The organism is Telluria mixta (genome assembly GCF_029223865.1).
Lineage (GTDB): Bacteria > Pseudomonadota > Gammaproteobacteria > Burkholderiales > Burkholderiaceae_D > Telluria > Telluria mixta.
Map to the genome: position 1 here is coordinate 5,595,924 of NZ_CP119520.1, position 22,552 is coordinate 5,618,475.

Consider the following 22,552-nt stretch of genomic DNA (forward strand, 5'->3'; position numbering starts at 1 on the left):
GTCACGAATGCGATCAACATGTCATAAAAATGCATTACTGCATTCATATGTTGGCAATTTGATGACAATTCCATTGTAGCGATCAGCTGCGTGTCTTTTTGGTGCGCTTGTAAGCCAAGTGCGCATACATAGGTAGGACAAGGGAGGCGTAAAGTGTAAACACAGCCCGACAGTTTGCGGAGCGTCCGCGGGTCGCGCAGCGTGGGAGCGGCACGCGGCCTTCGTGGAATATCGTCTGCCGGTCTCGATTACGTGCTGGTCGCTGTCGCGCAGCCACGACCTCGACCTGGAGCGGGCGACGACGGGACTTTCCACCGGCGGGTCCGGCGTGCGGGCGCTGAAGCTGCGATCCAGATCGCCCGGATCCGCCCGTTTCGTGGATTGGTCGCCAGAACGATCATGTCGAGGCGGACAAGATAGTCGAAACGGGCGGGGCTATCAGAATCGACTTTTTTACCGACACTCCAAGTTCCGGGAAAGCTTTACGGCAACGCGATGCCGGCGTGCCGCAATCAATGGCGCGCCCCCGGCATCTTAATATTTCCACATCGAGATATCGCAAGCTAAATATCAGTGGTGGCGGGCTTCATGCCGGGCCTGAGCGCCGTCGCCCTTCGTGTCGACCGGGTCCGCGTCCAGGTCCGCATCCGCTTGCGTCGGTTGCGAGGCGTCGCCGATCTCGGAGTGGCGGTTCAGGTGCTGGACGATGAACCAGGACTGGAGTTCGTTCAGGCGCACCAGATCGCTGACGATCAGGTCGTTCGTGCCGTCGTCACCGTGATCGGCGGCTTCGCGGGCAAGCGGACGGGCTTCCAGCAGAATCGTTTCATGGCCATCGGCAAGGCGGTCGAGCTGGGCACGGGCCGATTCACGGCCGCGCGGTCCGCGCGCGATGGACGACTCGCTGTTGACGTCGCCCGGCAATGCAAACGTAACGCCGCCCAGTCCCTGAATGCGCTCGGCGATCGTGTCCATCAGTTCCGCCTGCTCTTCGTAATGCTTGTCGAACAGCAGATGCAATTCGTAGAACGTGGCGCCGGCCGTTTGCCAGTGCGCTTTCTTGTAGGCGTCGCGCATGGCCATGGTATGGGCCAGCAGGCGATTCAATGCACGCACGCTCCTGGCGCGCACGTCGGCGCCGAGTCCGATGCGCACGTTCTGCAGGGTGCCGAAATCCTGGATGACGTGATCGTCCTGATTATTCTTGTCGCTCATGGTGTGTCCTCGCTGAAGATGACTGCAGGATGGAGTTGGCCTGTGCCGCGTTATCGCAGGCTGCGCAGGACGCACCATGAAAGTACACGACCCGATCGGTCGACGCAGGCCGTCCGATTGAAAAACGTGGTCAAACCCGGGTCAGCGATGAGCAAGCCGTCTCAATCCTCCCGATACAACGGCAACGTCAGCTTCACCGGCCGCACATCCATGCGCACGCGGTACACGGAATAGGTATCGGCCCGGTTCGACGTCCAGCCCTCGCTCTCCGGTGTGCGCGTAAATGTGAATTCGAAACCGCGGTCCGCCGCCGCGCCGGCCGGGTCGCCGAACGCGATGCCGGTGGCGCGGGCCTGGTCGCTGTCGCACAGCTTCATCAGCAGGTCGACGACGGCCGTGTTGCCGAGGATGTCCGGGGTGAACAGGGGACCGCGGTAGGATGGGTCGGCCGGGTCCACTTTTTCCTTGTCCGGGCCGGGCGTGAAGCGGCCGCTGGCCGGGTCGTAGCGGTCGCCGCTGTCCAGGTAGCTGATGCGGGCGCCCGTCACGTTGAAGCCGGTGCGCGCGGCGTCCACGCTGGCCTGGCCGAGGTCGAGCAGCAGCGCGCCCTTGTAGCCGATGACGGCGATCGACCGGTCCGGCGCGACGACGGCCGCCGTGTTTTCGTCGATGCCCAGGCCGAGCCTGTAGTGCTTGGCCAGCATCGCGGGCAGCATGCGGGCGAAGCGGCCGCGGATCAGCAAATGCTGGTCGACGAACACGTCGTCGCCGATGAAGCCGAGGCCGGGCGCGATATCGCGGCCATCCGTGATGCCGTCGCGCAGCGTGGGCAGCGGCGCGCGGCCTTCGTAGAACATCGTCTTGCTCATGATGGCCGCGCCGGCGCTCGTGCCGGCGATGACGCCGCCGCGCCGGTACATGTCCCACAGCGCGTCCAGCACGGCGCTGTTGCCGCCGTCGGCATGGCGCAGCGCGGCCGTGATGCGGCCCTGGTCGCCGCCGGTGAAGAAAGCGCCGCCGGCCGCGCGCACGCTGGCGGCCAGTTGCGGGTCGTCCGCGGCCTTGCGCACGTCGGTCCCGGCCAGTTTCGCGGCGAGCGGCACGACGAACGGGCGGGCGCCGTAGCCGGCCAGGATTTCGGCCGTCAGGCGGCCGGAGCGCTCCGGATTGCCGGCCGCCGTCGGGAACACGGCGATGCGCGCGCCGGGGCCGCCGGCCAGTTCCACGATCTTTTTCCACACGGGGGCGTTGTCGGCCCGCAGCGCGCCGCCGGCGATCACGAGCGAGCCCTTGCCCGGGCCCGCGGGTGCCTGCGCGTCCGCGCGCGCGGCGGCGGGTACCAGGCCGAGGCTCAGCACGAAAGCGAGGGGCAACACAGGAAAGCGGATCGGCATGGCGGGCGTCTCGATGCGGATGGGAACACCCATCATCATACGCGTGCCCGGCCTTGCAGCCAAAGCCGGTATCATGGGGTATGCACTCAGATTGGAGCCAGAATGTTGATCGTGACCCACAGCGGTAAATTCCACGCGGACGATGCGTGGGCGGTGGCCGTCCTGCTGCTGTTGTACCCGGACGCGGAGCTCGTGCGCACGCGCGACCCGGCCATCATCGCGCGGGCCGACGTCGCCATCGACGTGGGCGGCGAATGGAATCCGGCCGCGGGCCGCTTCGACCACCACCAGAAGGGCTTCGACGGCGCCCGCATGAGCGGCGTCCCCTACGCCAGCGCCGGCCTCGTGTGGCGCGAGTACGGCGCGCGCTGCGTGGCGCTGCTGGCGGAACGGCACGCCGGCTATAAATTGTCGGACGAGGCCGCGCAGCAGATGGCGTACGCGATCGATGCGGACGTGGTGCAATACCTCGACCTGTCCGACGTGGGCGCGGCCCGCAACGCGCCCGGCAGCTATGGCCTGTCCGCGATCGTGTCCGGCTTCAATCCGAACTGGCTCGACGAGCAGCGGCTGGGCTATGGCCCGGCGGCCGAGGCCTACCGCGACGCGCAGTTCCGGCGCGTGCTGGGCCTGCTCACGGACCTGATGATCAATGCGGTGAAGTATCGCGTGGGCGCACAGCTCGCGGTCGAGCAGGTACGCCATGCGGAGGTGCTCGAAGGCGGCCGCGTGCTGTTCCTGAAAAATGCGGCACTGCCGTGGACGGCCATCGTGCGCAAGGAGATGCCGAAGGTGCTGTTCGTCATCAGCTACAGCCTGGCCGAGCAGCGCCACATGATCCACACGGTGCCCGTCAGCGCGGAAAGCTTCGATGCGCGCGCCGACCTCCCGGCCGCGTGGGCGGGTTTGCGCGATGCCGACCTGGCCGCCGTGACCGGCGTGCCGGACGCGGGCTTTTGCCACAACGGCCGCTTCATCGCGGCGGCAAAGTCGTTCGAGGGGATCCTCGAGATGGCGCGGCAGGCGCTGCGCGAGGTAGATGCGCAGGCGCCCACGGCGTGACAATGCGCGCAACTTGCGGGCGGAGCCGGATGCGGGAATAGCGGCTTTCGCTTTCGCTTTCGACCGGATGTGACATGATCAAGGTGGAGCTCGACGCGCTTCCGCACAACGGCCTGGTCAGCGAGAGCCCGGAGAACGCGGCCGCGCTCGTCGGTACGATCGAGAATGGCATCAGTTATCTTCCTTACACTGCTCACTGATCCGCCTCAGCCGCACCGTTACGATTTCATCAAATGGTTGTGGTTTTTTGGTGCGAAATCACCAAAAAGTGACGGAGATTCATGCTGGTCTTTACACCGACACGCGGTTCGCGTCTAGAATTTCCCAAAAGAATCAACCTTTTTGGGATGGGACATGAAATCGGTTCAGCAGGAAGTCGACGAGCGCAGCAACCTTACGGGCACGAATAAATTCGAGCTTTTGCTTTTCCGTCTCGGCGGCGACGCCAGCGGCGAGCACAGCGAGCTGTTCGGCATCAACGTCTTTAAAATCCGCGAGATCGTCGCCATGCCGACGATCACCAAGGTGGCCGGCGCGCCCGATCACGTCCTCGGCGTGGTCAACCTGCGCGGCCAGATCATCCAGGTCCTCGACCTGCCGGGCATCGCCGGCGTCACGCCCAAGACCGGCCTGAACATCATGCTGGTGACGGAATTCGCGCGCACCACGCAGGCGTTTGCAGTGGAGAGCGTGGAAGAAATCGTGCGCCTCGACTGGACACAGGTGATGTCGGCCGAGAAGAGCGCCGGCAGCGGCATGGTCACGAGCATCGCGCGCCTGGAAGCGGTCGACGGCCAACCGGCCCGCCTGGCCCAGGTGCTCGACGTCGAGACCATCCTGCGCAACCTGAACCCGGAATCCGAGACCGAGAACATCGAACAGGCCGTCGGTGCCAAAATGAAGCTGAAACCGGGCGCCGTGATCCTGGCCGCGGACGATTCCGTCGTCGCGCGCGCGCTGATCGAGCAGGGCCTGGATGCCATGGGCCTGCCGTTCGTCATGACCAAGAGCGGCAAGGAATGCTGGGAACAGCTGAACCACATCGCCGCCGCGGCGGAAGCCGAAGGCAAGACCGTGCACGACAAGGTCGCGCTCGTGCTGACCGACCTCGAGATGCCGGAAATGGACGGCTTCACCCTGACCCGCAACATCAAGTCGAACGCGCGCTTCGGCAACATGCCGGTCGTGATCCACTCGTCGCTGTCCGGCACGACGAACGAGGAACACGTCAAGAACGTCCGCGCCGACGCCTATGTCGCCAAGTTCTCGGCCGAGGACCTGTCGCGCACCCTGCGCACGCTGCTGCGCCAGTAATTCTTCCCCACGCGGTGCCGGCATGCCTGCCGGCCCGCACCGCACCGCCCACTGCTGAGTTGTTGTCGGGCAACACTCCCAAGCGAATTTACGTAGGCCTTGCCCTACGGCAATAGTCATGCCGCATAATGACTGCTCAGGGTGCTGTTTCCCACCTTTTCAGAATCCCATGCCACACCCGACATCGTTTATCGCGAGCATCTGGACAACGGATACGGAGGGCGTCTGCACGTCCGCCGTCGACCACGCACAGGGCGCGCTGCCGCCGTTCGCCGTCGCGACGCGCCTGCCCGACTGGCTGCGCGCGTATGCCGTGGACGGGCAGGCGGCGGACCGCGTCGCGGATGCGCTGGCGCGGCACACGGCGTTCGGCGAAGAGGTCGGGATCAAGTGCGCGGATGGCGTCATGCGCCGCGTCGCCGTGTCCGGGCTCCCGGGGATGGATACCGCGGGCCGGTGCACCGGGTGGTCCGGCGCCTTCGCCGACGTCACGGAACAGAAGGCGACGCTCGACCGCGCGCTGCGCAGCGACGCGGAGCACCGCCTCATCGTCGACCACAGCATGGACCTGATCGCGCATTGCGGCGTGGACGGCCGCTATATCCACGTGTCGCCGTCCTACACGACCTTGCTGGGCTGGGAGGCGGCGGACATCGTGGGACGAAACGGGCTCGATTTCCTCCATCCCGACGACCGGGCCCAGGCGGCTGCCGCGCTGGCACGTGTCGTCGCCGGCGAGGAGATCGGCGACGTGATCGAGGTCCGCAAGCGGCATCGCGACGGCCATTATGTGGAGCTGGGCTCCAAGCTGCGCAAGGTCGCGGATCCCGCCACCGGCGCCGTGTTCGGGGCCGTCCTCGTCTCGCGCGACATCACGCGCGAAAAGGAGATGCTGCACCGGGTCGAGCAGGCGCACGCGCGGGTACGCACGATCCTGGAAAGCATTGAGGATGGCTTCTTCTCGGTGAATCGGGACTGGGAGATCACGTACGCGAACACGCTCGCCGAAGTCTTTGCCGGGGTCGAGCCGGGGACGTCGGGTGGCAAGGTATTGTGGGATCTGGCCAACGGGCTGGAAGGTACGGAAACCAGCCGTGTCTACCGGCGCGCGATGGAACGGCGCGAGAACGAGGCGTTCGAGACGTTCTACGAACCGGAGGGCGTCTGGCTCAGCGTGCGCGTGTATGCCCACGAGGACGGACTGTCGGTGTTCTTCCACGATATCTCCGACCGCAAGCGCGCCGAGGAGCGGCTGGAACAGCTGGCCACGCGCGACGATCTCACCGGCCTGCCCAACCGGGCCTGGTTGAACGGCCATTTGCGCTCGATGCTGGGCCAGGCACGCGGCCAGGCGGAAACCACCGTGCTGTTCATCGACCTGAACCGCTTCAAGGAAGTCAACGATTCGCTGGGCCACGCGGCCGGCGACCATCTGCTGCGGCAGGTGGGCTTGCGACTGCAATCGTGCCTGCGTCCGGGCGACGTCGTGGCGCGGCTGGGCGGCGACGAATTCGTCGTCGCGGCCCATTGCGCGGGCCGCGAGGCGGCCGCCGGCATCGCACAGCGCTTGCTGAAAACGCTCACCAATCCATTCCACATCGACGGGCTGGAGATGTGCGTGGGCGCGTCCATCGGCATCAGCCTGTCGGGCCAGGACGGCGCCACGCCGGAGCTGCTGTTCCAGAACGCGGATACGGCGATGTACAAGGCGAAGGCGCTGGGCGCGAGTTCCTACCAGTTCTTCGAACCGGAGATGAGCGTGGAAGCGCGGCGCCGGCTGCAGGTGGAGACGGCCCTGCGGCGCGCGCTGGAGCTGGGCCAGTTCGAACTGCACTACCAGCCGCGCATCGACGTGCGCACCTTCCGCCTGCGCGGCGTGGAAGTGCTGTTGCGCTGGAAGCATCCGGAACTCGGGCAGGTGGCGCCGTTCGAATTCGTCCCGATCGCGGAAGAGCGCGGCCACATCGAAGAAATCGGCCGCTGGGTGCTGCGCGAGGCCTGCCGCGTCGGCAAGGAGCTCTCGGACAAGTACGGCACGCAGCTGCATGTGTCCGTGAACGTGTCGGCACGCCAGCTGCGGTCGGCGGAGCTCGTCGCCGACGTCGAGCAGGCGCTGCGCGTGTCCGGTTTCGCGCCGCGCGCGCTGGAACTGGAGCTGACCGAGAGCGCGCTGATCGACGACATCGAACAATCCGTCGACGTGCTCCACCGCCTCAAGCGCCTGGGCGTGAAGCTGGCGCTGGACGACTTCGGTACCGGCTATTCGAGCCTGTCGTACCTGAAGCGTTTCCCCGTCGACGTGCTGAAACTGGACCGCTCGTTCTTCCTGGACGAGTGCCCGAACGGCGACGACTTCGTCGCGGCGCTCGTCCACATGGCGCACGCGCTCGGCCTCACGGTGGTCGCGGAAGGCATCGAGACGGAAGAAGTGATGGAGACGCTGCGCGACTGCCGCTGCGACGAGGCGCAGGGCTATCTGTTCGCGCGGCCGATGGCGCTGCCGGACTTCGACAAATTCCTGCAGTGCGAAGTGCCGGGGGCGCTGGCCGCCTGACACCCCGCCCGCGCCGGTTCAGCGCGCGTAGCTCGGCTTCTTCGGATCGTACGTCCAGCCGGGCACGAGGTAACGCATCGCCATCGCGTCGTCGCGCGCGCCGCCGGCCACCTTCTTGTACAACTCGTGCGCGGCGGCGATGCGCTCCATGTCCGGCTTGACGCCGAGGCCCGGCGCGTCCGGCACGGCGACCTGGCCGCCCACGATCTTCAGCGGTTCCGTCGTCAGGCGCTCGCGGCCTTCCTGCCAGATCCAGTGCGTGTCGATGGCCGTGATGTCGCCCGGCGCGGCGGCGGCGCAGTGCGTGAACATGGCCAGCGACACGTCGAAGTGGTTGTTCGAGTGCGAACCCCACGTCAGGCCCCAGTCGTGGCACAGCTGTGCGAGGCGCACGGAGCCCTGCATGGTCCAGAAGTGCGGGTCGGCGAGCGGGATGTCGACGGCGCCCAGCAGGTGCGAGTGCGCCATCTGGCGCCAGTCCGTCGCGACCATGTTCGTCGCCGTGCGGATGCCCGTGGCGCGCTTGAATTCCGCCATGATCTCGCGGCCCGAGTAGCCGTTCTCCGGACCGCACGGATCCTCCGCATACGACAGCACATGGCCCTGGCCCTTGCAGGCGGCAATCGCTTCCGCCAGCGACCAGGCGCCGTTCGGGTCCAGCGTCGCGCGCGCGTCCGGGAAGCGCCGCTTGATGGCGGCCACCGCCGCGATCTCGTCCTCGGGCCGCATCACGCCGCCTTTTAGCTTGAAGTCGCGGAAGCCGTATTTGTCGACGGCGGCGGACGCCAGGTCGGCAATCTGCTCGGGGCTCAGCGCTTCCTCGTCGCGAACCTTGTACCAGCCATCCTTCACCGCCTCGCCGTCGTACGGAAGATCCGTCTGCGTACGGTCGCCGATGTAGAACAGGTAGGCGAGCATCGTCACGTGCGTGCGCTGCTGGCCGTCGCCCAGCAATTCGCACAGCGGCACCGCGAGGTGCTGGCCCAGCAGGTCCAGCAGGGCCGCTTCCACGGCCGTCACCACGTTTTCCAGGCGCAGGTTGATTTCGTGCGGCTGCTTCATGACCGCTTCCTCGGCGCTTGACGTCACCTGGTGGCTCACGCCGGAGATCGCCGTGCGCAGCACGTTCAGGGTGCGGTTGTAGCGCGCCACCTCGGTGCCCGTCACGAGCGGCACGAGCCGCTCCAGCGCGCGCAGAATGCCGTTCGAGCCGGGCACCTCGCCCATGCCGGTATTACCGGCGCTGTCCTTCAGCAGGACGAGGATACGGGTGAAGTAGGGCGCGTGGGCGCCGCACAGGTTCAGCAGCATGCTGTCGCGGCCGGCCACGGGGATCACCTGCATCTCGGTGACGATCGGGCTGGCGGCGCGCTGGATGAGGGGCATTTCAGTGTCTCCTGGTGATGACGGGCATATCGAAAAAATAGTTCTCGTTGCCCGTAACATTGATCTAAACTAGAATGGTAGCGCAACCATTTGCTCAGTGTGAAGGAATAACGATGTCCCGTCAATCGATTCTGGCTGCCAGCCTCCTGTGTCTCTCCCTCGGCGGCTGTGCCGCGATCGCCGTCCAAACCCCAGCCGGCGAGTACTGGGTCGCCTCGTGGGGCAGTGCCCAGCTGGTACCGGAAGGCCAGAACGAACTGCCTGCCGCCCAATGGCGGGATGCCAGCCTGCGCCAGGTCGTGCGGGTGTCGCTGGGCGGCCGCCAGCTGCGCGTCAAGCTCTCCAACGTGTTCAGCACGGCCCCGCTCGTGATCGACGCCGGCAGCGTCGCGCTGGCGACCGCACCCGGCAAGGCCGACGTCGACGCCGCCAGCCTGCGCCCGCTGCGCTTCGGGGGTGCCGCGTCCATCACGATTCCGGCCGGCGCGGAATACCTGAGTGATCCCGTCGACCTGCCGCATGCCGCGGGCGCCGATCTCGCCATCTCGCTGCATTTTCCCCAGGCGCCGGCGCGCCAGACGGGCCACCCCGGCGCGCGCGCGACGAGCTTTCGCGTGCCCGGCAACCAGGTACTGGCCGCGGGCTGGCCGCAGGCCGACACCTTTACGCGCTGGTACCAGATCACGGGCGTCGAAGTGCTGGACCGCGCCGGGGCGCATACGGTCGTCGCGATCGGCGACTCGATCACGGACGGCTATGGCGTGAATCCGGATACGTACATGCGCTGGACGGACGGCCTGGCCACGCGCCTGCGCGCCGCCGGCATGACGGACGTGGGCGTCGTCAACGCGGGCATCGGCGGCGGCCGCATGCTGCGCGACGGTCTGGGCCCGAACCTCGTGTCCCGCTTCGAACGCGACGTGCTGGCGCGGCCCGGCGTCTCCCACGCCATCGTCATGATCGGCGTGAACGATTTCGGCGTGCAGCACCGGAACAAGGAAGACACCCCGGCGGCGCGCGCGGCGCTGCTGGACGACCTGAAACAGGCGTATCGCCAGATCGTCGCGCGTGCCCATCTGCAGGGCGTGTGCGTGCTGGGCGCCACCATCAGCCCGTACGGCGGCAGCGGCTATTACGCGCCGGGCCCGGACAACGAAGCCGACCGCCTCGCGTACAACCAGTGGATCCGCAGCGCGGGCGTCGTCGACGGCGTCGTCGACTTCGACGCGGCGCTGCGCGATCCGGCCAAACCCGACCACCTGCTCAAGGCACTTGACAACGACGGCCTGCATCCGTCGACCGCCGGCTACAAGGCAATGGCGGACGCCGTCCCGCTGGAGCAGCTCAAGACCTGCCGCATCGCGCGCTGAACGCGTTCCCATAAAAACATCAGGAGACTTATGAAATCACTCGTCGTCGCCGCGACGCTGACGCTCGCGGCCGCGCACCCGGCATGGGCGCTGGGCGAGCGCCCCTTCGTCACGTTCGAAGCCGGCAAGGATGCCGTCGTGCTCGCGCGATCCGGCCAGGCCGCGCGCATCGTCGTGGATCCGAACGAATTCAAGGGCGTGCGCCGCGCGGCGGCCGACCTGCAGGCGGACATCGAGCGCGTGTCCGGCACGCGGCCCGCGCTGCTGGCGTCCGCGGGCGCCGTGGCGAAGGGATCGGACGTCGTCATCGTCGGCACGCTCGGCAAGAGTGCACTGATCGACCGTCTCGCGCGCGAGAACAGGATCGACGCGAAGGCCGTACGCGGCAAGTGGGAAGGGTATCTCGTGCAGACGGTGCGCAATCCGCTGCCGGGCGTCGCCCGCGCGCTCGTCGTCGCGGGCAGCGACCGGCGCGGCACGATCTTCGGGCTGTACACGGTGTCCGAACAGATCGGCGTCTCGCCCTGGAACTGGTGGGCCGACGTGGCGCCGCCGAAGCACGACGTGCTCGCTGTGGCGGCCGGCACGCGCGTGGCCGACGCGCCGGTCGTGCGCTACCGCGGCATCTTCCTGAACGACGAGGCGCCGGCGCTGTCCGGCTGGGCCAAGGAAAAATTCGGCGGCTTCAACCACAAGTTCTACGGCAAACTGTTCGAGCTGATCCTGCGCATGCGCGGCAACTACCTGTGGCCGGCGATGTGGGGCAATGCGTTCTACGACGACGATCCCGAGAACGGCCCGCTGGCCGACGAGATGGGCATCGTGATGGGCACGTCGCACCACGAACCGCTGATGCGCGCACACGCGGAGTGGAAAAAATACGGCAAGGGGCCGTGGGACTACAACCGCAACGAACAGGTGCTGCGCGAATTCTGGCAGCAGGGCCTGGACCGATCGAAGGACTACGACAAGGTCATCACGCTGGGCATGCGCGGCGACGGCGACGAGCCGATGTCGGAGGAGTCGAACGTCGCGCTGCTGGAGCGCATCGTGGCCGACCAGCGCGCGATGATCGCAAAGACGACCGGGAAACCGCTGCCGCAGGTGCCGCAGGTCTGGGCCCTGTACAAGGAAGTGCAGGAGTATTACGAGAAGGGCATGCGCGTGCCGGACGACGTCACGCTGCTCTGGTGCGACGACAACTGGGGCAATATCCGCCGCCTGCCGACTGCGGAGGAACGCAAGCGCAGCGGCGGCGCCGGCATCTACTACCACTTCGATTACGTCGGTGGCCCGCGCTCGTACAAGTGGATCAACGTGACGCCGCTGCCGAAGGTGTGGGAACAGATGCACCTGGCGTGGCGCCTCGGCGCGGACCGGCTGTGGGTCGTGAACGTGGGCGACCTCAAGCCGATGGAAGTGCCGACCGAATTCTTCCTCACCTACGCCTGGAACCCGGCCGCGTGGCCGGCGTCGCGCCTGCCGGATTACCTGAAGCTGTGGGCGGCGCGCGAATTCGGCGCCGACAACGCCGCGGAAATCGCCGACATCGTGGAGACGTACGCCCGCTACAACGGCCGCCGCCGGCCGGAGCAGCTGGAGCCGGGCACGTACAGCGCGACGAATTACCGCGAGTCCGAGCGCATCGTCGCCGACTGGCGCGACCTGGCCGCGCGCGTGGAGCGCGTGAAAGCGAAGCTGGCGCCGGCGCAGCGCGACGCTTTCTTCCAGCTCGTCGAGCATCCCGTGCGCGCGTCCGGCACGCTGGGCGAGCTGTATGCGACGGTGCAGGCGAACCGCCTCCATGCGCAACAGGGGCGCGCGGACACGAACGATCTCGCGGCCCGCGCACGCGACCTGTTCGCGCAGGACGCCGCGATCTCGCGCGAGTACCACTCGATCAATGGCGGCAAGTGGAACCACATGATGGCGCAGACGCACATCGGCTACACGAGCTGGCGCGACCCCGCCACGAACATCATGCCCGACGTGCGCGAGATCGCGGTGCCGGGTGCGGGTGCGCTGGGCGTGGCGGTGGAGGGCAGCGAGGCCGCGTGGCCCGCTGCAAAGGATCTGAGCCTGCCGGCGTTCGAACCGTTCGACAAATCGAACCGCTATATCGAGGTGTTCGACCGCGGCGCCGCACCGGTGGCGTGGACCGCGCGCGCCGACCAGCCGTGGATCGTGCTGGGCGAATCGTCCGGCACGACGGACAAGTCGACGCGGATCGTCGTCGACGTGCGCTGGGACCAGGTGCCGGCGGGCGCCACGTCCGGCCGGGTGCTGGTCAGCGGCCCGGATGGCCGGCAGGCTGCCGTCGCCGTCCCGCTGCGCCATGCCGACCAGCGCGGCGCGCGGCTTGCCGGCTTCGTCGAGACCGGCGGCACGGTGGCCATCGAGGCGGAGCACTACAGCCGTGCGCTGGCGCCGACCGGCCGCGAGTGGCTGCGCGTGCCGGGCCTGGGCCGCACGCTGTCCGGCATGACGACGCTGCCGGTGGACGCGCCCGCGCTGGCGCCTGCGGACGGCATGTGGCTGGAGTACGACGTGTATTTGTTCGAGCCGGGCAAGGTGAACGTGCAGGCGACGCTGGCGCCCACGTTAAAATTCCGGCCGGGGCCGGGCTTCCGCTATGCCGTCTCCATCGACGACGAGGCGCCGCGCATCGTCGATGTGCATGCGGACGACTCGCCGAGGCACTGGGAAAAGATCGTCACGGACGGCGTCGCGCAATTCACGACGGCGCACGAGGTGAAGGCGCCGGGACGGCACACCTTGAAGTTCTGGGCGCTGGATCCGGGCCTCGTGCTGCAGCGCGTCGTGATCGATGCGGGCGGTCTGAAGCCGAGCTATCTCGGCCCGCAGGAGAGCCCGCTGGTCAAGGCAGATTAATCGGAATGGGCGACGCGCAGCCCGCCCTTGCGGTCGGGCAGCCATACTTCGGCGAGGTCGGAACTGACGTCGAAGAAGCCCAGTTCGTGCTTCGCCGCGAGCCGGTGCACGGCTTCCCAGGCGGCGTCGATCCGGTCCCAGTCGAGGAACGACATATAGAGGAGTGTCCGGCCGATGGTGTAATCGGTGCCGGTTTCGGGCTCGTCCGCATCCGCCGGTGCCGGCGGGAATTCGGCAGCCAGTGCCGCGTAAAAGGCTTGCAGCGCGGGCGTGGCCACGCCCGGGTCGTCGTAGCCATGGTCCTCGTTCCACGCCGTCTGTTCCTCGTACCAGTCGAGGAAGGCGGGGCGCTTGGCCGGGGCGGCGTCGGGGGCGAATACCATCAGGTCGAAACTCATCGTGCGGCTCTCTCGGGGCGGATTTCTCGGGGCACTTCTGCGGTCAGGCATGACGATACACGCCGCCCGCGTGTGGTGCAAATGCCGAAAAACCGGCAATCCATGCGCGCGGCTGGTTCCGGCGGTGCAAAAAAGATAATATGCTGAGCCTGCCATAGCCTGCCGTCCCGAACCCATCGCCCATTGGAGCCCACATGACTTCTACGCTGAAATCCAAGGCCGCTCGCGCCTTGCTCGCCATCGCTCCGCTGCTCGCCGCCGAGGCGGCGCACGCCGGTCCCAGGTACACGTACAGCTACGTGGGCAATCCGACCACGCCCGTGCGCGCGAAACCGGTGTCGTGCTGGGAGACGGTCTGCACGCCCTCCGTCGTGCTGATGGGCGGCGGCTATGACGTGGCCGAGGCGTTCCGCTGGATGATCGCGCAGGCCGGCATCACGAAGGCCACCGGCGGCCGCTTCGTCATCCTGCGCGCAACGGGCGGCGATGCGTACAACCCGTACGTTTACAGCCGTCTCGGTACCGTCGATACCACGACGTCGCGCAATTACGAGATGGTCGGCGGCCTCGATCTGGGCGTGACCTCCGTCGAGACGCTCGTGGTCCCGAGCCGCACCGCGGCGGCGGATCCGTTCGTGCTGGACGTGGTCTCGAAAGCGAGCGCCATCTTCATCGCCGGCGGCGACCAGGCCGATTACTACCAGTACTGGCAAAGCACGCCGCTGGCCGCCGCACTGCAGCGCGCCGTCAACGCGGGCGTCCCGATCGGCGGCACGAGCGCGGGGAATGCGATGCTGGGCCAGTATGCGTTCGTCGCGCTGAACGACACCGTCACGTCGGACGAGGCGCTGGCCAATCCGTTCAACCGCTACATGACGATCGATCCGCTCAACACGTCGTCCGGCAAGTTCGTCCAGACCGGCAGCTTCATCAGCATCCCGGGCCTGGAAAAGACGATCACGGACGACCATTTCAATACGCGCGACCGCCTGGGCCGCCTGATCGGTTTCGTATCCCGCATCGGCAACGGCTGTCCCGGCGGCGTCGAACAGTTCGACCAGGTGCTGGGCGTCGGCGTCGACGAGGAGACGGCCGTGCTGGTGTCCGGCGCGCGCGGCAGCGTCAAGGCGCAACTGGTCGCCAACCCGTACAACCCGGAAAACACGACGGCACCGTACGCGCCGCAGAACTCCGCCTACTTCACGAAGCTCGCGCGCACGCCGGCGCAGTGCGCCGCGAAGAAGACGCTGGACATCAACAGCGGCGTGCAGGTCTACCGCCTGAGCGCGCAGGTGGCGCAGCCGTCGCCGTATCCGTCGGCGCCGCAGTACAGCTTCAAGACCAATGCGACGTTCAACCTGTCCAGCTGGACCCAGCAGACACCGACGACCTACGCGGACGGCTCGTCGCTGAACGGCCCGTTCGTGTTCGGCACGGCGGGCGGCGCGATCCTGGGCAACCAGGTCCGCTGACCGCGCATGCGTCCGCCCGTCGCCATCGATCCGGACGAGGTCGAGTTCAGCGCGATCCGTGCGCAGGGCCCGGGCGGGCAGAACGTGAACAAGGTGTCGAACGCCGTGCAGGCGCGCTTCGACATCGGCGCGTCCTCGCTGCCGGCGGACGTGAAGGAGCGCCTGCGCGCGCTGCCCGACACGCGCATCACGCGCGACGGCGTCGTCGTGATCAAGGCGCAGTCCGCGCGCAGCCTGGAGCGCAACCGCGCGGAGGCGCTGGCGCGGCTGCAGGCGCTCGTCGATGCGGCCGCCGCCGTGCCGCTCGTGCGCCGGCCCACGCGTCCCACGCTGGGCTCGCAGCGACGCAGGCTCGAATCCAAGGCCGGCCGCGGGCAGGTAAAAGCCTTGCGCGGCAAGGTCCGCGAATAAGCCAGCCATATCGAAATCCGCATTTGCCATACGAAGTTGGCATGTCTCCCGTGATAGCGGTTAACAATCAGTGTTAGCACGATTGACGCTGCACATGGCCGTCTCTACGATGAAATCGGTTACATAAAAATAAGAATGCGGCAACAAGGCCCCGGATGCCGTATGCGGATACGGCGGTTGCGGTCCGCTTCAAGTGGGGCGAACATCAAGGAGACTATATGAAGCACGCACTTTGCATCACGGCAGTGGCATTGGCAGCGGCTCTCGTCGCCCCGGCACAGGCGGCAACCTGGTCGACCACCGCGCAGTACGGGTCGACCACGATGGGCGCGTACACCTTCAATAACGACATCTGGGGGCAGGGCGCCGGGCCGCAGACCCTGTGGGTCAACTCGCCGACCGACTGGGGCGTGTGGTCGAACCAGCCGAACACCGGCGGCATCAAGTCCTACCCGCACATCAGCTTCTACGTCGGCAAGTCGCTGAGCGCGCTGTCGCGCGTGACGTCCGTCGTGTCGGCCACGACGCCGGCCGGCGGCGCCTGGGAATCCACGTACGACATCTGGGACTCGAACCACGCCAACGAGATCATGCTGTGGCTGAACTACACGGGCACGTCGGCCGGCTGCGGCAACGTCAAGCCGGTCTCGTACAACTGGACGGCCACCGGCTGCGCGATCCCTGTGTACACGAACGTGAACGTCGGCGGCGCGACGTGGAATGTCTATCGCGGCAATAACGGCGGCAACATGGTGTATTCGTTCCTGCGCACGACGAAGACGAACAACACGACCGTCGACATCCTGGCCATCATGCGCTATCTGCAGAACCTCGGCTGGATCGGCAACGTGACGCTGGGCGACGTCCAGTACGGGTTCGAGATCACGTCGTCGTCGGGCGGCATGGATTTCGGCGCCCGCAACTTCTCGGTCACCGCCTATTGACCAGTCCCGCGCGGCGCGGTCTTTCGCGACCCGGTCCCGCCGCGTCGTTGGCGCAGGCGCAGCGCGCGTGGACGCGGTCGCGTCCACCGCGCTTGGCGTCGTACATCAGCTTGTCGGCAATGGCGATAAGGTCGCGCAGCACGTGATGCCCGCCATCGGCCGCGGGGTCGGCGCAGGCGACGCCGAAGCTCGCGGTCGTGCGCACGTGCTCCGTGCCGTCGTCGGTCAGGACGCTCGTGTCGGCGAAACGCGTGCGCAGCCGTTCGGCCAGGTGGATGCCGCCTTCCAGGTCCGTGCCGGGCAGGATCGCGAGGAATTCCTCGCCCCCGTAGCGGACCACGCTGTCGACACCGTCGCGCGTCATGCGCCGCAACAGGTCCGCGAAGCTGCGCAGCACGGCATCGCCGCTGGCGTGGCCGTAGGTATCGTTGATGCGCTTGAAGTGATCGATGTCGCACAGGACCACCGTCACCAGCCCGCCATGCTCCGCCGCGCGCACCTGGCCTGGGCGCATCAGGGTCTCGTGCAGGTAGCGCCGGTTGAAGCAGCCGGTGAGGTGGTCGCGCGCCGCCGTGTGCTGGAGCTGCACGCGTGCCTGGTACTCCTCGCGCGACACCTGGTTGAAGCGCCGCGCCGCGAGCGCGCCGAACGCGTTCGCCAGCACCAGCAGCATGACCATCGTGACGTCGTCGGCGGCCGTCAGCCGGCCGTACGTCACGGTCAGTGCAAGGAAGACGGCGGTCGCGCCCCATGCGAGCACAAGGGCGTTGGAAAAACTGTTGGGGATGAACAGGTAGATCACGATGAGCATGATCCCGAGCGACATCGCGTGCCAGTGGAACTCGTCGGGGCGCAGTACGGCAATGAACATGAAGCATGCGAGCGCCACCACGTCCGCGACGCAGGCGGCGATGCGCGTCGCGTGGAGGCTCAGCGGCCTGTGGTAAGCGAGCCAGGCGCACGTGCCGGCCGTCGCGGCGACGACGGCACGCGCCGCGCACAGCTTCAGGTAGGTCGGACCATAGCCCAGCGCGGCCAGGTCCGAGATCGAGAACGCCACGTAGAACAGCGTGCAGAACACGAGCGTGTAGCCCAGCAGGGCCCGCGTCTGCGGCAGCTGGTGGACGAGGAACGCGGTTTCGTCTGCGGGCAGCGCAAACTCGCCGGTGAGCGGGTGTATTCTCATGCGGTCGATGGACGGGAACATAAAGGGCCGGCGCGAACCGGACCATTATGTTCCAAAATCTGGATCGACGCTATTCTTTGTCGCGGTCAGGCGGACAGGCCCAGTAACGTCGACGCGTGCGGTGCCAGCGTGATGCGCAGCGCGCCGCGGGCGGCCGGCTGGTCGCGCCGTGCCCACAGGTCGCGCACGGCGACGCTGCGGTTGCCCAGGTCCAGGCGCGACAGGTCGAACACGGTTTCCGTGGGCGCGTCGGACGTATTGAACAGCGCCAGGTACTGCAGGTTGCGCTTGTCGGCGGAACGCGCGCTCCAGATGCGCGTGCCGGCATCCGCGCGATGCGGACGGTTGTCGCGGCTGCGCTGGTTCACGGCCAGCACCTCGGGGTTCGTCAGCAGTGCGAGCGTCTTCGCGTCCAGGTGGCGCAGGTCGCCGCCCATGATCAGCGGCGAGCGGGCAATGCTCCACAGGGACATCAGTGTCTGCTGTTCGTCGGGCGTGAACTTGGTATCGCGCGCGCCGAGGGCGAGGCGGCCCAGCGGCAGCATGTCGGCGTCGGGCCACGAGTTCTCGCCCATGACGGGGTTCCAGTTTTCCAGGCGCTGGAACTGGTCGTTGAGCAGGCGCCATTCGTCCCAGAAGTCGTCCGAGATGCGCCACATCTGCGCATAGTGCGGCACGTGGTTGGCCCAGCGCAGGTCCATTTCGCCCGGCGACAGGCTCAGGACGATCGGACGGCCGCTGGCTGCGATGGCCTTGTGCGCGGCCTCGACTTCCGGCCAGTTCCGGTCGTACGGGCGCGACATGTCATCCATCTTGACGAAGTCGACGCCCCACGCCGCGTACTGCTTGAACACGGAATTGTAGTATTCCTGGGCGCCCGGCTTCTTCATGTCGACGCCGTACATGTCGCCGTTCCACTCGCAGATCGCCTTCGTGTCGGCGATGTCCTGTGCGCGCAGGTTCGTGCCGAGAATCGGTGTGTTCAGGCGCACGGCCTGGCGCGGGATGCCGCGCATGAGGTGGATGCCGAACTTCATGCCGCGCGCGTGGATCTGGTCGGCGAGCTTCTTGAAGCCCGCGCCGCCGGCCGCGGACGGGAAGCGGTTCGGCGCCGGCTGCAGGCGGCCGTACTGGTCCATCGTCAGCTCGGCGTCCTTGCGGTACTCGTAGCTGTTCGCGTTCGGCTCGTACCACTGGATGTCGACGGTGAAGACGTTGTACCCGAACGGCAGCAGTTTCGCGACCATGATGTCGGCGTTTTCCAGCGCCTGGGCTTCCGTGATGGTCGGGCCGAACGAGTTCCAGCTGTTCCAGCCCATCGGCGGCGTCGGGGCGAGGCCCGCGGCCGGCGAAGGCGACCTGGATTTTGCGGCGAAAGCGAGCGACGGGATGCCGGCGGCGGCAGCGGTGGCGAGTGAAGCGGTAAGGATGCGGCGGCGATTCGAGTCCATGTGCGGGCAAAGAGTTGATGAGCGTCGCGCGAGTATAAGTACCGATCGGTCGGCGCACCAATTACTTGTGCGCGCCGACCGATACCCGAATCGATATCGCAGGTCAGCCCTGGCGTGCCGGCGCCGCCTTGATGGCGTCGATGATCGCCTGCTTCATCGGCTTCGCTTTCAATTGCGCGTCGAACGGCGTCGGGCGCATCGGCAGCTTGTCCGTGCGCGGCGCCTCGTCCCACGTCTGCAGCCAGCTGATGTTGTCGGCCAGGCCCCACACGAGGATGTCGCGCAGGCGCGGGTAGGCCAGGGTCACGTCGAGGAAGTCGCGGGTGGCGGCGGCCACGCCGGCGTCGCGCTTGGCGATGTCGGCCGGCAGGCGGCGGTCGTTCACGTCCAGTTCCGTGATCAGCAGGTCGTAGCCCATGCCCGATACCTCATCGAGGAATTTACGCCACTCGACCAGGTCCGAGCGGCCCTTGTCGGTTTCGTCCCACGAACCGATGTGGCTCTGCAGGCCCAGGGCGTTGACCGGCGTGCCGCGCTTCTTGAGGTCCGCGAGCAGGGCCAGGACACCCGCGCGGTGCTTCGCGCTGCCGGCGTCGCCGCGCATGTAGTCGTTGTAGACCAGCTGCGCCTGCGGGGCATACTCTTTCGCGAGGCGGAACGCGAGGTCGATCTGCTCGACGGCGCCCAGCGGCTTCGTGAGGGCGTTCTGGCGCAGCTTGCCGTCGGCCGGGTCGACGGCTTCGTTGACGACGTCCCAGCTCTTGATGCTCTTGCCGAAGTGGCCGCACACGGTGCTCACGTGCGTGCGCATCAGCTGCTCGACGGCTTTCGCGGGCTGCGGGCCGAAGTTCTGCTTGGCGACCCATGCCGGCACCCATTTCTCGGCCTGCCAGAACAGGTTGTGGCCGCGCACGGCGATGCCCTTGTCCCGCGCCCAGGCGATGACGTCGTCGGCGGGGCCGAAGTTCGGCTTGCCCGGCGCCGGTTCCAGCGCCTGCCATTTCATCTCGTTCTCGAGCACGATCAGGTTGCACTCGCGCTCGACGAGGGCGCGGTAGGCCGCATCGCCGAACTGGTTGCGGCCTGCGCTGATGGCGGTGCCGAAGCGCATGCCCTTGCGGGCCGCGACGTCCTTCAGTGTTTCGCCCGCGGGGCCCTGTGCGCGCGCGAACGGCGCGACGGCCGGCAGCAGGGCGGCGCCGGCAAGCGCCTGGATGATCTCTCGTCTCGTAGTCATTATGGTTCCTTCTGTTTTGCGTGGTGGTGTTAAAAGGTTCAGCCGTGGCCGGGCGCGAACGGGAAAGAGAGCGACCGGTAATACTCGAGGGATTGCGCGGGCGCGCGCACGCCGGCCGGCAGTGCGCGGCCGGACTGGTGCTGGAAGTACGCGATGCACGCGTCGCGCCACCATGCGGCCTCGCGCTGCTGCTGGGCCAGACGCTGGGCGACGTCGTCGAAGCGCTGCGCATCCACGAACGGGCGCAGGCGCTGCCAGTCGGCCTGCATCGCCGCCACTTCGGCCACGCCGTGGTCGTAGTGCGCAATGATGTCCGCCCACAGCGTGCGGCCGTCCGGCATGCGGTAGTCCCACGGCAGGTGGTGGAACCACAGCAGGTATTCGGGCGGCGTCGTGGCCGGGTCGGCGAAGCGGCGCGCGACCTCGGGCGCGTACTGGGCCACGGCATTGCTGCCTTTGGACGTGCGGTCGAAGCCGATGCCGTTCCTGTCGGCGCGGTGATAATAGACCGGGTTCCAGTCGGCGCGTCCGAGGTCGTCGACCCATGGCGCGGGACCGTAATGGTGGCCGGTCCCCATCATGTGATGCAGGCCGAGCGGCGTCATGTAGTCGACCACCGCTTCGCGCGAGCGCATCATCATGGCGACGACCGGGTCGACGACGCGTGCATCCGGCGCGAACGTCTGGCCCGCCCATTCGCGCGCGATGGCTCGGCTGTCCAGGTCAGGATTCCATGCGAGGCGGCCGTAGGCATACCAGTTGGCCTGGTCGAACGTGGAACCGGTCCAGTTGCGGCTCGATCCGATGTTGGCGACACCTGCGATGCCGCCCACGTGCGCATCCTGTGCGCCTTCCAGCACATGCGCGACGGTCATGGGCTTGTTCCCGGCACGGGTGTCGGAGCGCAGCGTCTCCTGGAAGAGGGGACCGAGGTAGACGAGGTGGGTGGCGAAGCCCAGGTATTCCTTCGTCACCTGGAATTCCATCACGAGCGGCGTGTCCGGCATCGCGCCGAACAGCGGGTGCGCGGGCTCGCGCGGCTGGAAGTCGATGGCGCCGTTCTTCACCTGCACGAGGACGTTCTTGTCGAACTTGCCGTCCAGCGGCTTGAACTGGTCGTACGCCTGGGCGGCGCGATCGCCGCTTTTTTCTCTTCCTTGGCTCGGGTGCGCAGGCGGGTTGTAGACGAAGGCGCGCCACATCACGATGCCCTTGTGCGGCGCGAGCGCGCGCGCCAGCATGTTGGCGCCGTCCGCGTGGTTGCGGTCATAGTCCTGCGGGCCGGGCTGGCCTTCCGAATTCGCCTTGACGAGGAAGCCGCCGAAGTCGGGGATCGTCCGGTAGATCTCGTCCGCCTTGCGGGCCCACCACGCGGCGACGGCGGGGTCGAGCGGGTCGGCCGTCTTCGTTTCCTTCAGTTCCAGCGGCGTCGACCAGCGCACGGACAGATAGACGCGGATGCCGTACGGGCGCAGCACGTTCGCGATAGCGGCTGTCTTGGCGATGAACGCGGGGCTCAGCACCTCGGCCTTGGCGTTGACGTTGTTGAGGACCGTGCCGTTGATGCCCAGCGACGCGTTGGCGCGCGCGTAATCCGTGTAGCGCGGGTCGACGATGTTCGGCAGCTCCCACCAGTTCCAGATCGACTCGCCCGCGTAGCCGCGTTCCACCGTACGATCCAGGTTGTCCCAGTGGTTCAGCACGCGCAGCGGCAGCGCAGGTTTGTCGACGAGGGCGATCCTGTCGGGTGAGATACCCAGCTGCAGCTGGCGCAGCCACGCGAAGCTGCCGTACAGGAGGCCGATGTCCGTGTTCGCCGCGATCAGCGTGACGGGGACGCCGCCCTGGCGCGTACGGCGCACGACATAGCCTTCGGCACCGGCGGCCGCGAGGTCGCGGCGCACGGCGTCCGCGTCGGCCAGGCCCGCCGGCACGGTGGCGCGGGCGAGGACGACCGCGCCGGCGCGTGCCCTGGCGTTCGAGGGGATGGCGTCCTGTGGCCGGGCCAGCATGCCGGCCAGGCCGCGTTTCAGTTCCGCGCTGGCGGCGCGCACGGTCGGGGTGTCGTCCGGTGCCGTGATGCCGGTGGCGGCGGCTGCCAGTGCGGAGCGCTGGGCGGCGGGAAGGGGGCGGTAGCGCAGCCACAGGTCGTAGCCGTCTTCATCGGCGGCGTGGGCGAGGCGGGTGCCGAACAGTGCGAGAACGACGTTCAGCGCGAGGGCAACCAGCAGGCGTGCGCGGGCATGCCGCATCAAACGTTCCATTG

At 67.4% G+C, this 22,552-nt stretch carries 17 protein-coding genes; 9 read left to right on the forward strand and 8 right to left on the reverse strand.

Translation table 11 applies throughout. The features are described 5' to 3' along the window. Positions 1 to 570: 570 nt before the first annotated feature. Together P0M04_RS24710 and P0M04_RS24715 are read right to left on the reverse strand one after the other, a co-directional pair. Complete coding sequence (locus tag P0M04_RS24710; protein WP_259452172.1) at positions 571 to 1,215, reverse strand: Dps family protein; 645 nt, start codon at positions 1,213 to 1,215, stop codon at positions 571 to 573. Between the two features lie 161 nt (positions 1,216 to 1,376). Further along, a complete protein-coding gene (locus P0M04_RS24715) occupies positions 1,377 to 2,648 on the reverse strand; it encodes a cyanophycinase (protein WP_259452173.1) in 1,272 nt (423 codons plus the stop codon). Positions 2,649 to 2,711: 63 nt separating this feature from the next. Here P0M04_RS24715 and P0M04_RS24720 point away from each other — a divergent pair, with 63 nt between their 5' ends. The 4 genes from P0M04_RS24720 to P0M04_RS24735 all read left to right on the forward strand — a co-directional run bounded on the left by P0M04_RS24720 (position 2,712) and on the right by P0M04_RS24735 (position 7,539). Further along, positions 2,712 to 3,671, forward strand: coding sequence for an MYG1 family protein (locus P0M04_RS24720; protein WP_259452174.1), 960 nt, complete (start codon positions 2,712 to 2,714; stop codon positions 3,669 to 3,671). Positions 3,672 to 3,745: 74 nt separating this feature from the next. Further along, complete coding sequence (locus P0M04_RS24725) at positions 3,746 to 3,871, forward strand: hypothetical protein (protein ID WP_259452175.1); 126 nt, start codon at positions 3,746 to 3,748, stop codon at positions 3,869 to 3,871. A gap of 154 nt (positions 3,872 to 4,025) precedes the next feature. Beyond that, entirely contained in the window at positions 4,026 to 4,985 is a 960-nt protein-coding gene (locus tag P0M04_RS24730; protein WP_259452176.1) for a chemotaxis protein, read from the forward strand. 169 nt (positions 4,986 to 5,154) lie between these two features. Then, positions 5,155 to 7,539 (forward strand): putative bifunctional diguanylate cyclase/phosphodiesterase, encoded by a 2,385-nt coding sequence (locus tag P0M04_RS24735; protein ID WP_259452177.1) that lies wholly within the window; start codon positions 5,155 to 5,157, stop codon positions 7,537 to 7,539. Positions 7,540 to 7,557: 18 nt separating this feature from the next. On the opposite strand, the gene P0M04_RS24740 is transcribed toward P0M04_RS24735, so the two are convergent. After that, positions 7,558 to 8,925: an enolase C-terminal domain-like protein gene (locus P0M04_RS24740; protein ID WP_259452178.1), complete on the reverse strand. Its 1,368-nt coding sequence runs from the start codon at positions 8,923 to 8,925 to the stop codon at positions 7,558 to 7,560. A gap of 113 nt (positions 8,926 to 9,038) precedes the next feature. On the opposite strand from P0M04_RS24740, the gene P0M04_RS24745 reads away from it, so the two are divergent. Together P0M04_RS24745 and P0M04_RS24750 are read left to right on the forward strand one after the other, a co-directional pair. Next, a complete protein-coding gene (locus P0M04_RS24745) occupies positions 9,039 to 10,295 on the forward strand; it encodes an SGNH/GDSL hydrolase family protein (RefSeq protein WP_259452179.1) in 1,257 nt (418 codons plus the stop codon). A 30-nt stretch (positions 10,296 to 10,325) separates the two neighbouring features. Next, a complete protein-coding gene (locus P0M04_RS24750) occupies positions 10,326 to 13,187 on the forward strand; it encodes a glycosyl hydrolase 115 family protein (protein ID WP_259452180.1) in 2,862 nt (953 codons plus the stop codon). On the opposite strand, the gene P0M04_RS24755 is transcribed toward P0M04_RS24750, so the two are convergent. Continuing rightward, positions 13,184 to 13,585, reverse strand: coding sequence for a hypothetical protein (locus P0M04_RS24755; RefSeq protein WP_259452181.1), 402 nt, complete (start codon positions 13,583 to 13,585; stop codon positions 13,184 to 13,186). The genes P0M04_RS24750 and P0M04_RS24755 overlap by 4 nt on opposite strands. Positions 13,586 to 13,779: 194 nt before the next feature. On the opposite strand from P0M04_RS24755, the gene P0M04_RS24760 reads away from it, so the two are divergent. The 3 genes from P0M04_RS24760 (at position 13,780) to P0M04_RS24770 (ending at position 16,412) form a co-directional block, all read left to right on the forward strand. Further along, complete coding sequence (locus tag P0M04_RS24760) at positions 13,780 to 15,057, forward strand: cyanophycinase (RefSeq protein ID WP_259452182.1); 1,278 nt, start codon at positions 13,780 to 13,782, stop codon at positions 15,055 to 15,057. Between the two features lie 6 nt (positions 15,058 to 15,063). Then, positions 15,064 to 15,468 (forward strand): alternative ribosome rescue aminoacyl-tRNA hydrolase ArfB, encoded by a 405-nt coding sequence (gene arfB / locus P0M04_RS24765; protein ID WP_259452183.1) that lies wholly within the window; start codon positions 15,064 to 15,066, stop codon positions 15,466 to 15,468. A 218-nt stretch (positions 15,469 to 15,686) separates the two neighbouring features. Beyond that, complete coding sequence (locus tag P0M04_RS24770) at positions 15,687 to 16,412, forward strand: GH12 family glycosyl hydrolase domain-containing protein (protein ID WP_259452184.1); 726 nt, start codon at positions 15,687 to 15,689, stop codon at positions 16,410 to 16,412. Here P0M04_RS24770 and P0M04_RS24775 read toward each other — a convergent pair. From P0M04_RS24775 to P0M04_RS24790, 4 genes are all read right to left on the reverse strand, one after another. Then, complete coding sequence (locus tag P0M04_RS24775; protein WP_259452185.1) at positions 16,399 to 17,598, reverse strand: GGDEF domain-containing protein; 1,200 nt, start codon at positions 17,596 to 17,598, stop codon at positions 16,399 to 16,401. The genes P0M04_RS24770 and P0M04_RS24775 overlap by 14 nt on opposite strands. Positions 17,599 to 17,684: 86 nt before the next feature. Next, positions 17,685 to 19,049: a glycoside hydrolase family 27 protein gene (locus tag P0M04_RS24780; protein ID WP_259452186.1), complete on the reverse strand. Its 1,365-nt coding sequence runs from the start codon at positions 19,047 to 19,049 to the stop codon at positions 17,685 to 17,687. A 103-nt stretch (positions 19,050 to 19,152) separates the two neighbouring features. Then, positions 19,153 to 20,286 carry an endo-1,4-beta-xylanase gene (locus tag P0M04_RS24785; protein WP_259452187.1) on the reverse strand — a complete coding sequence of 378 codons (1,134 nt, stop codon included), beginning with the start codon at positions 20,284 to 20,286 and terminating at the stop codon, positions 19,153 to 19,155. Positions 20,287 to 20,324: 38 nt separating this feature from the next. Continuing rightward, on the reverse strand, positions 20,325 to 22,550 hold the full coding sequence (locus P0M04_RS24790) for an alpha-glucuronidase family glycosyl hydrolase (RefSeq protein ID WP_259452188.1): 2,226 nt from the start codon (positions 22,548 to 22,550) through the stop codon (positions 20,325 to 20,327). Positions 22,551 to 22,552: the final 2 nt, after the last annotated feature.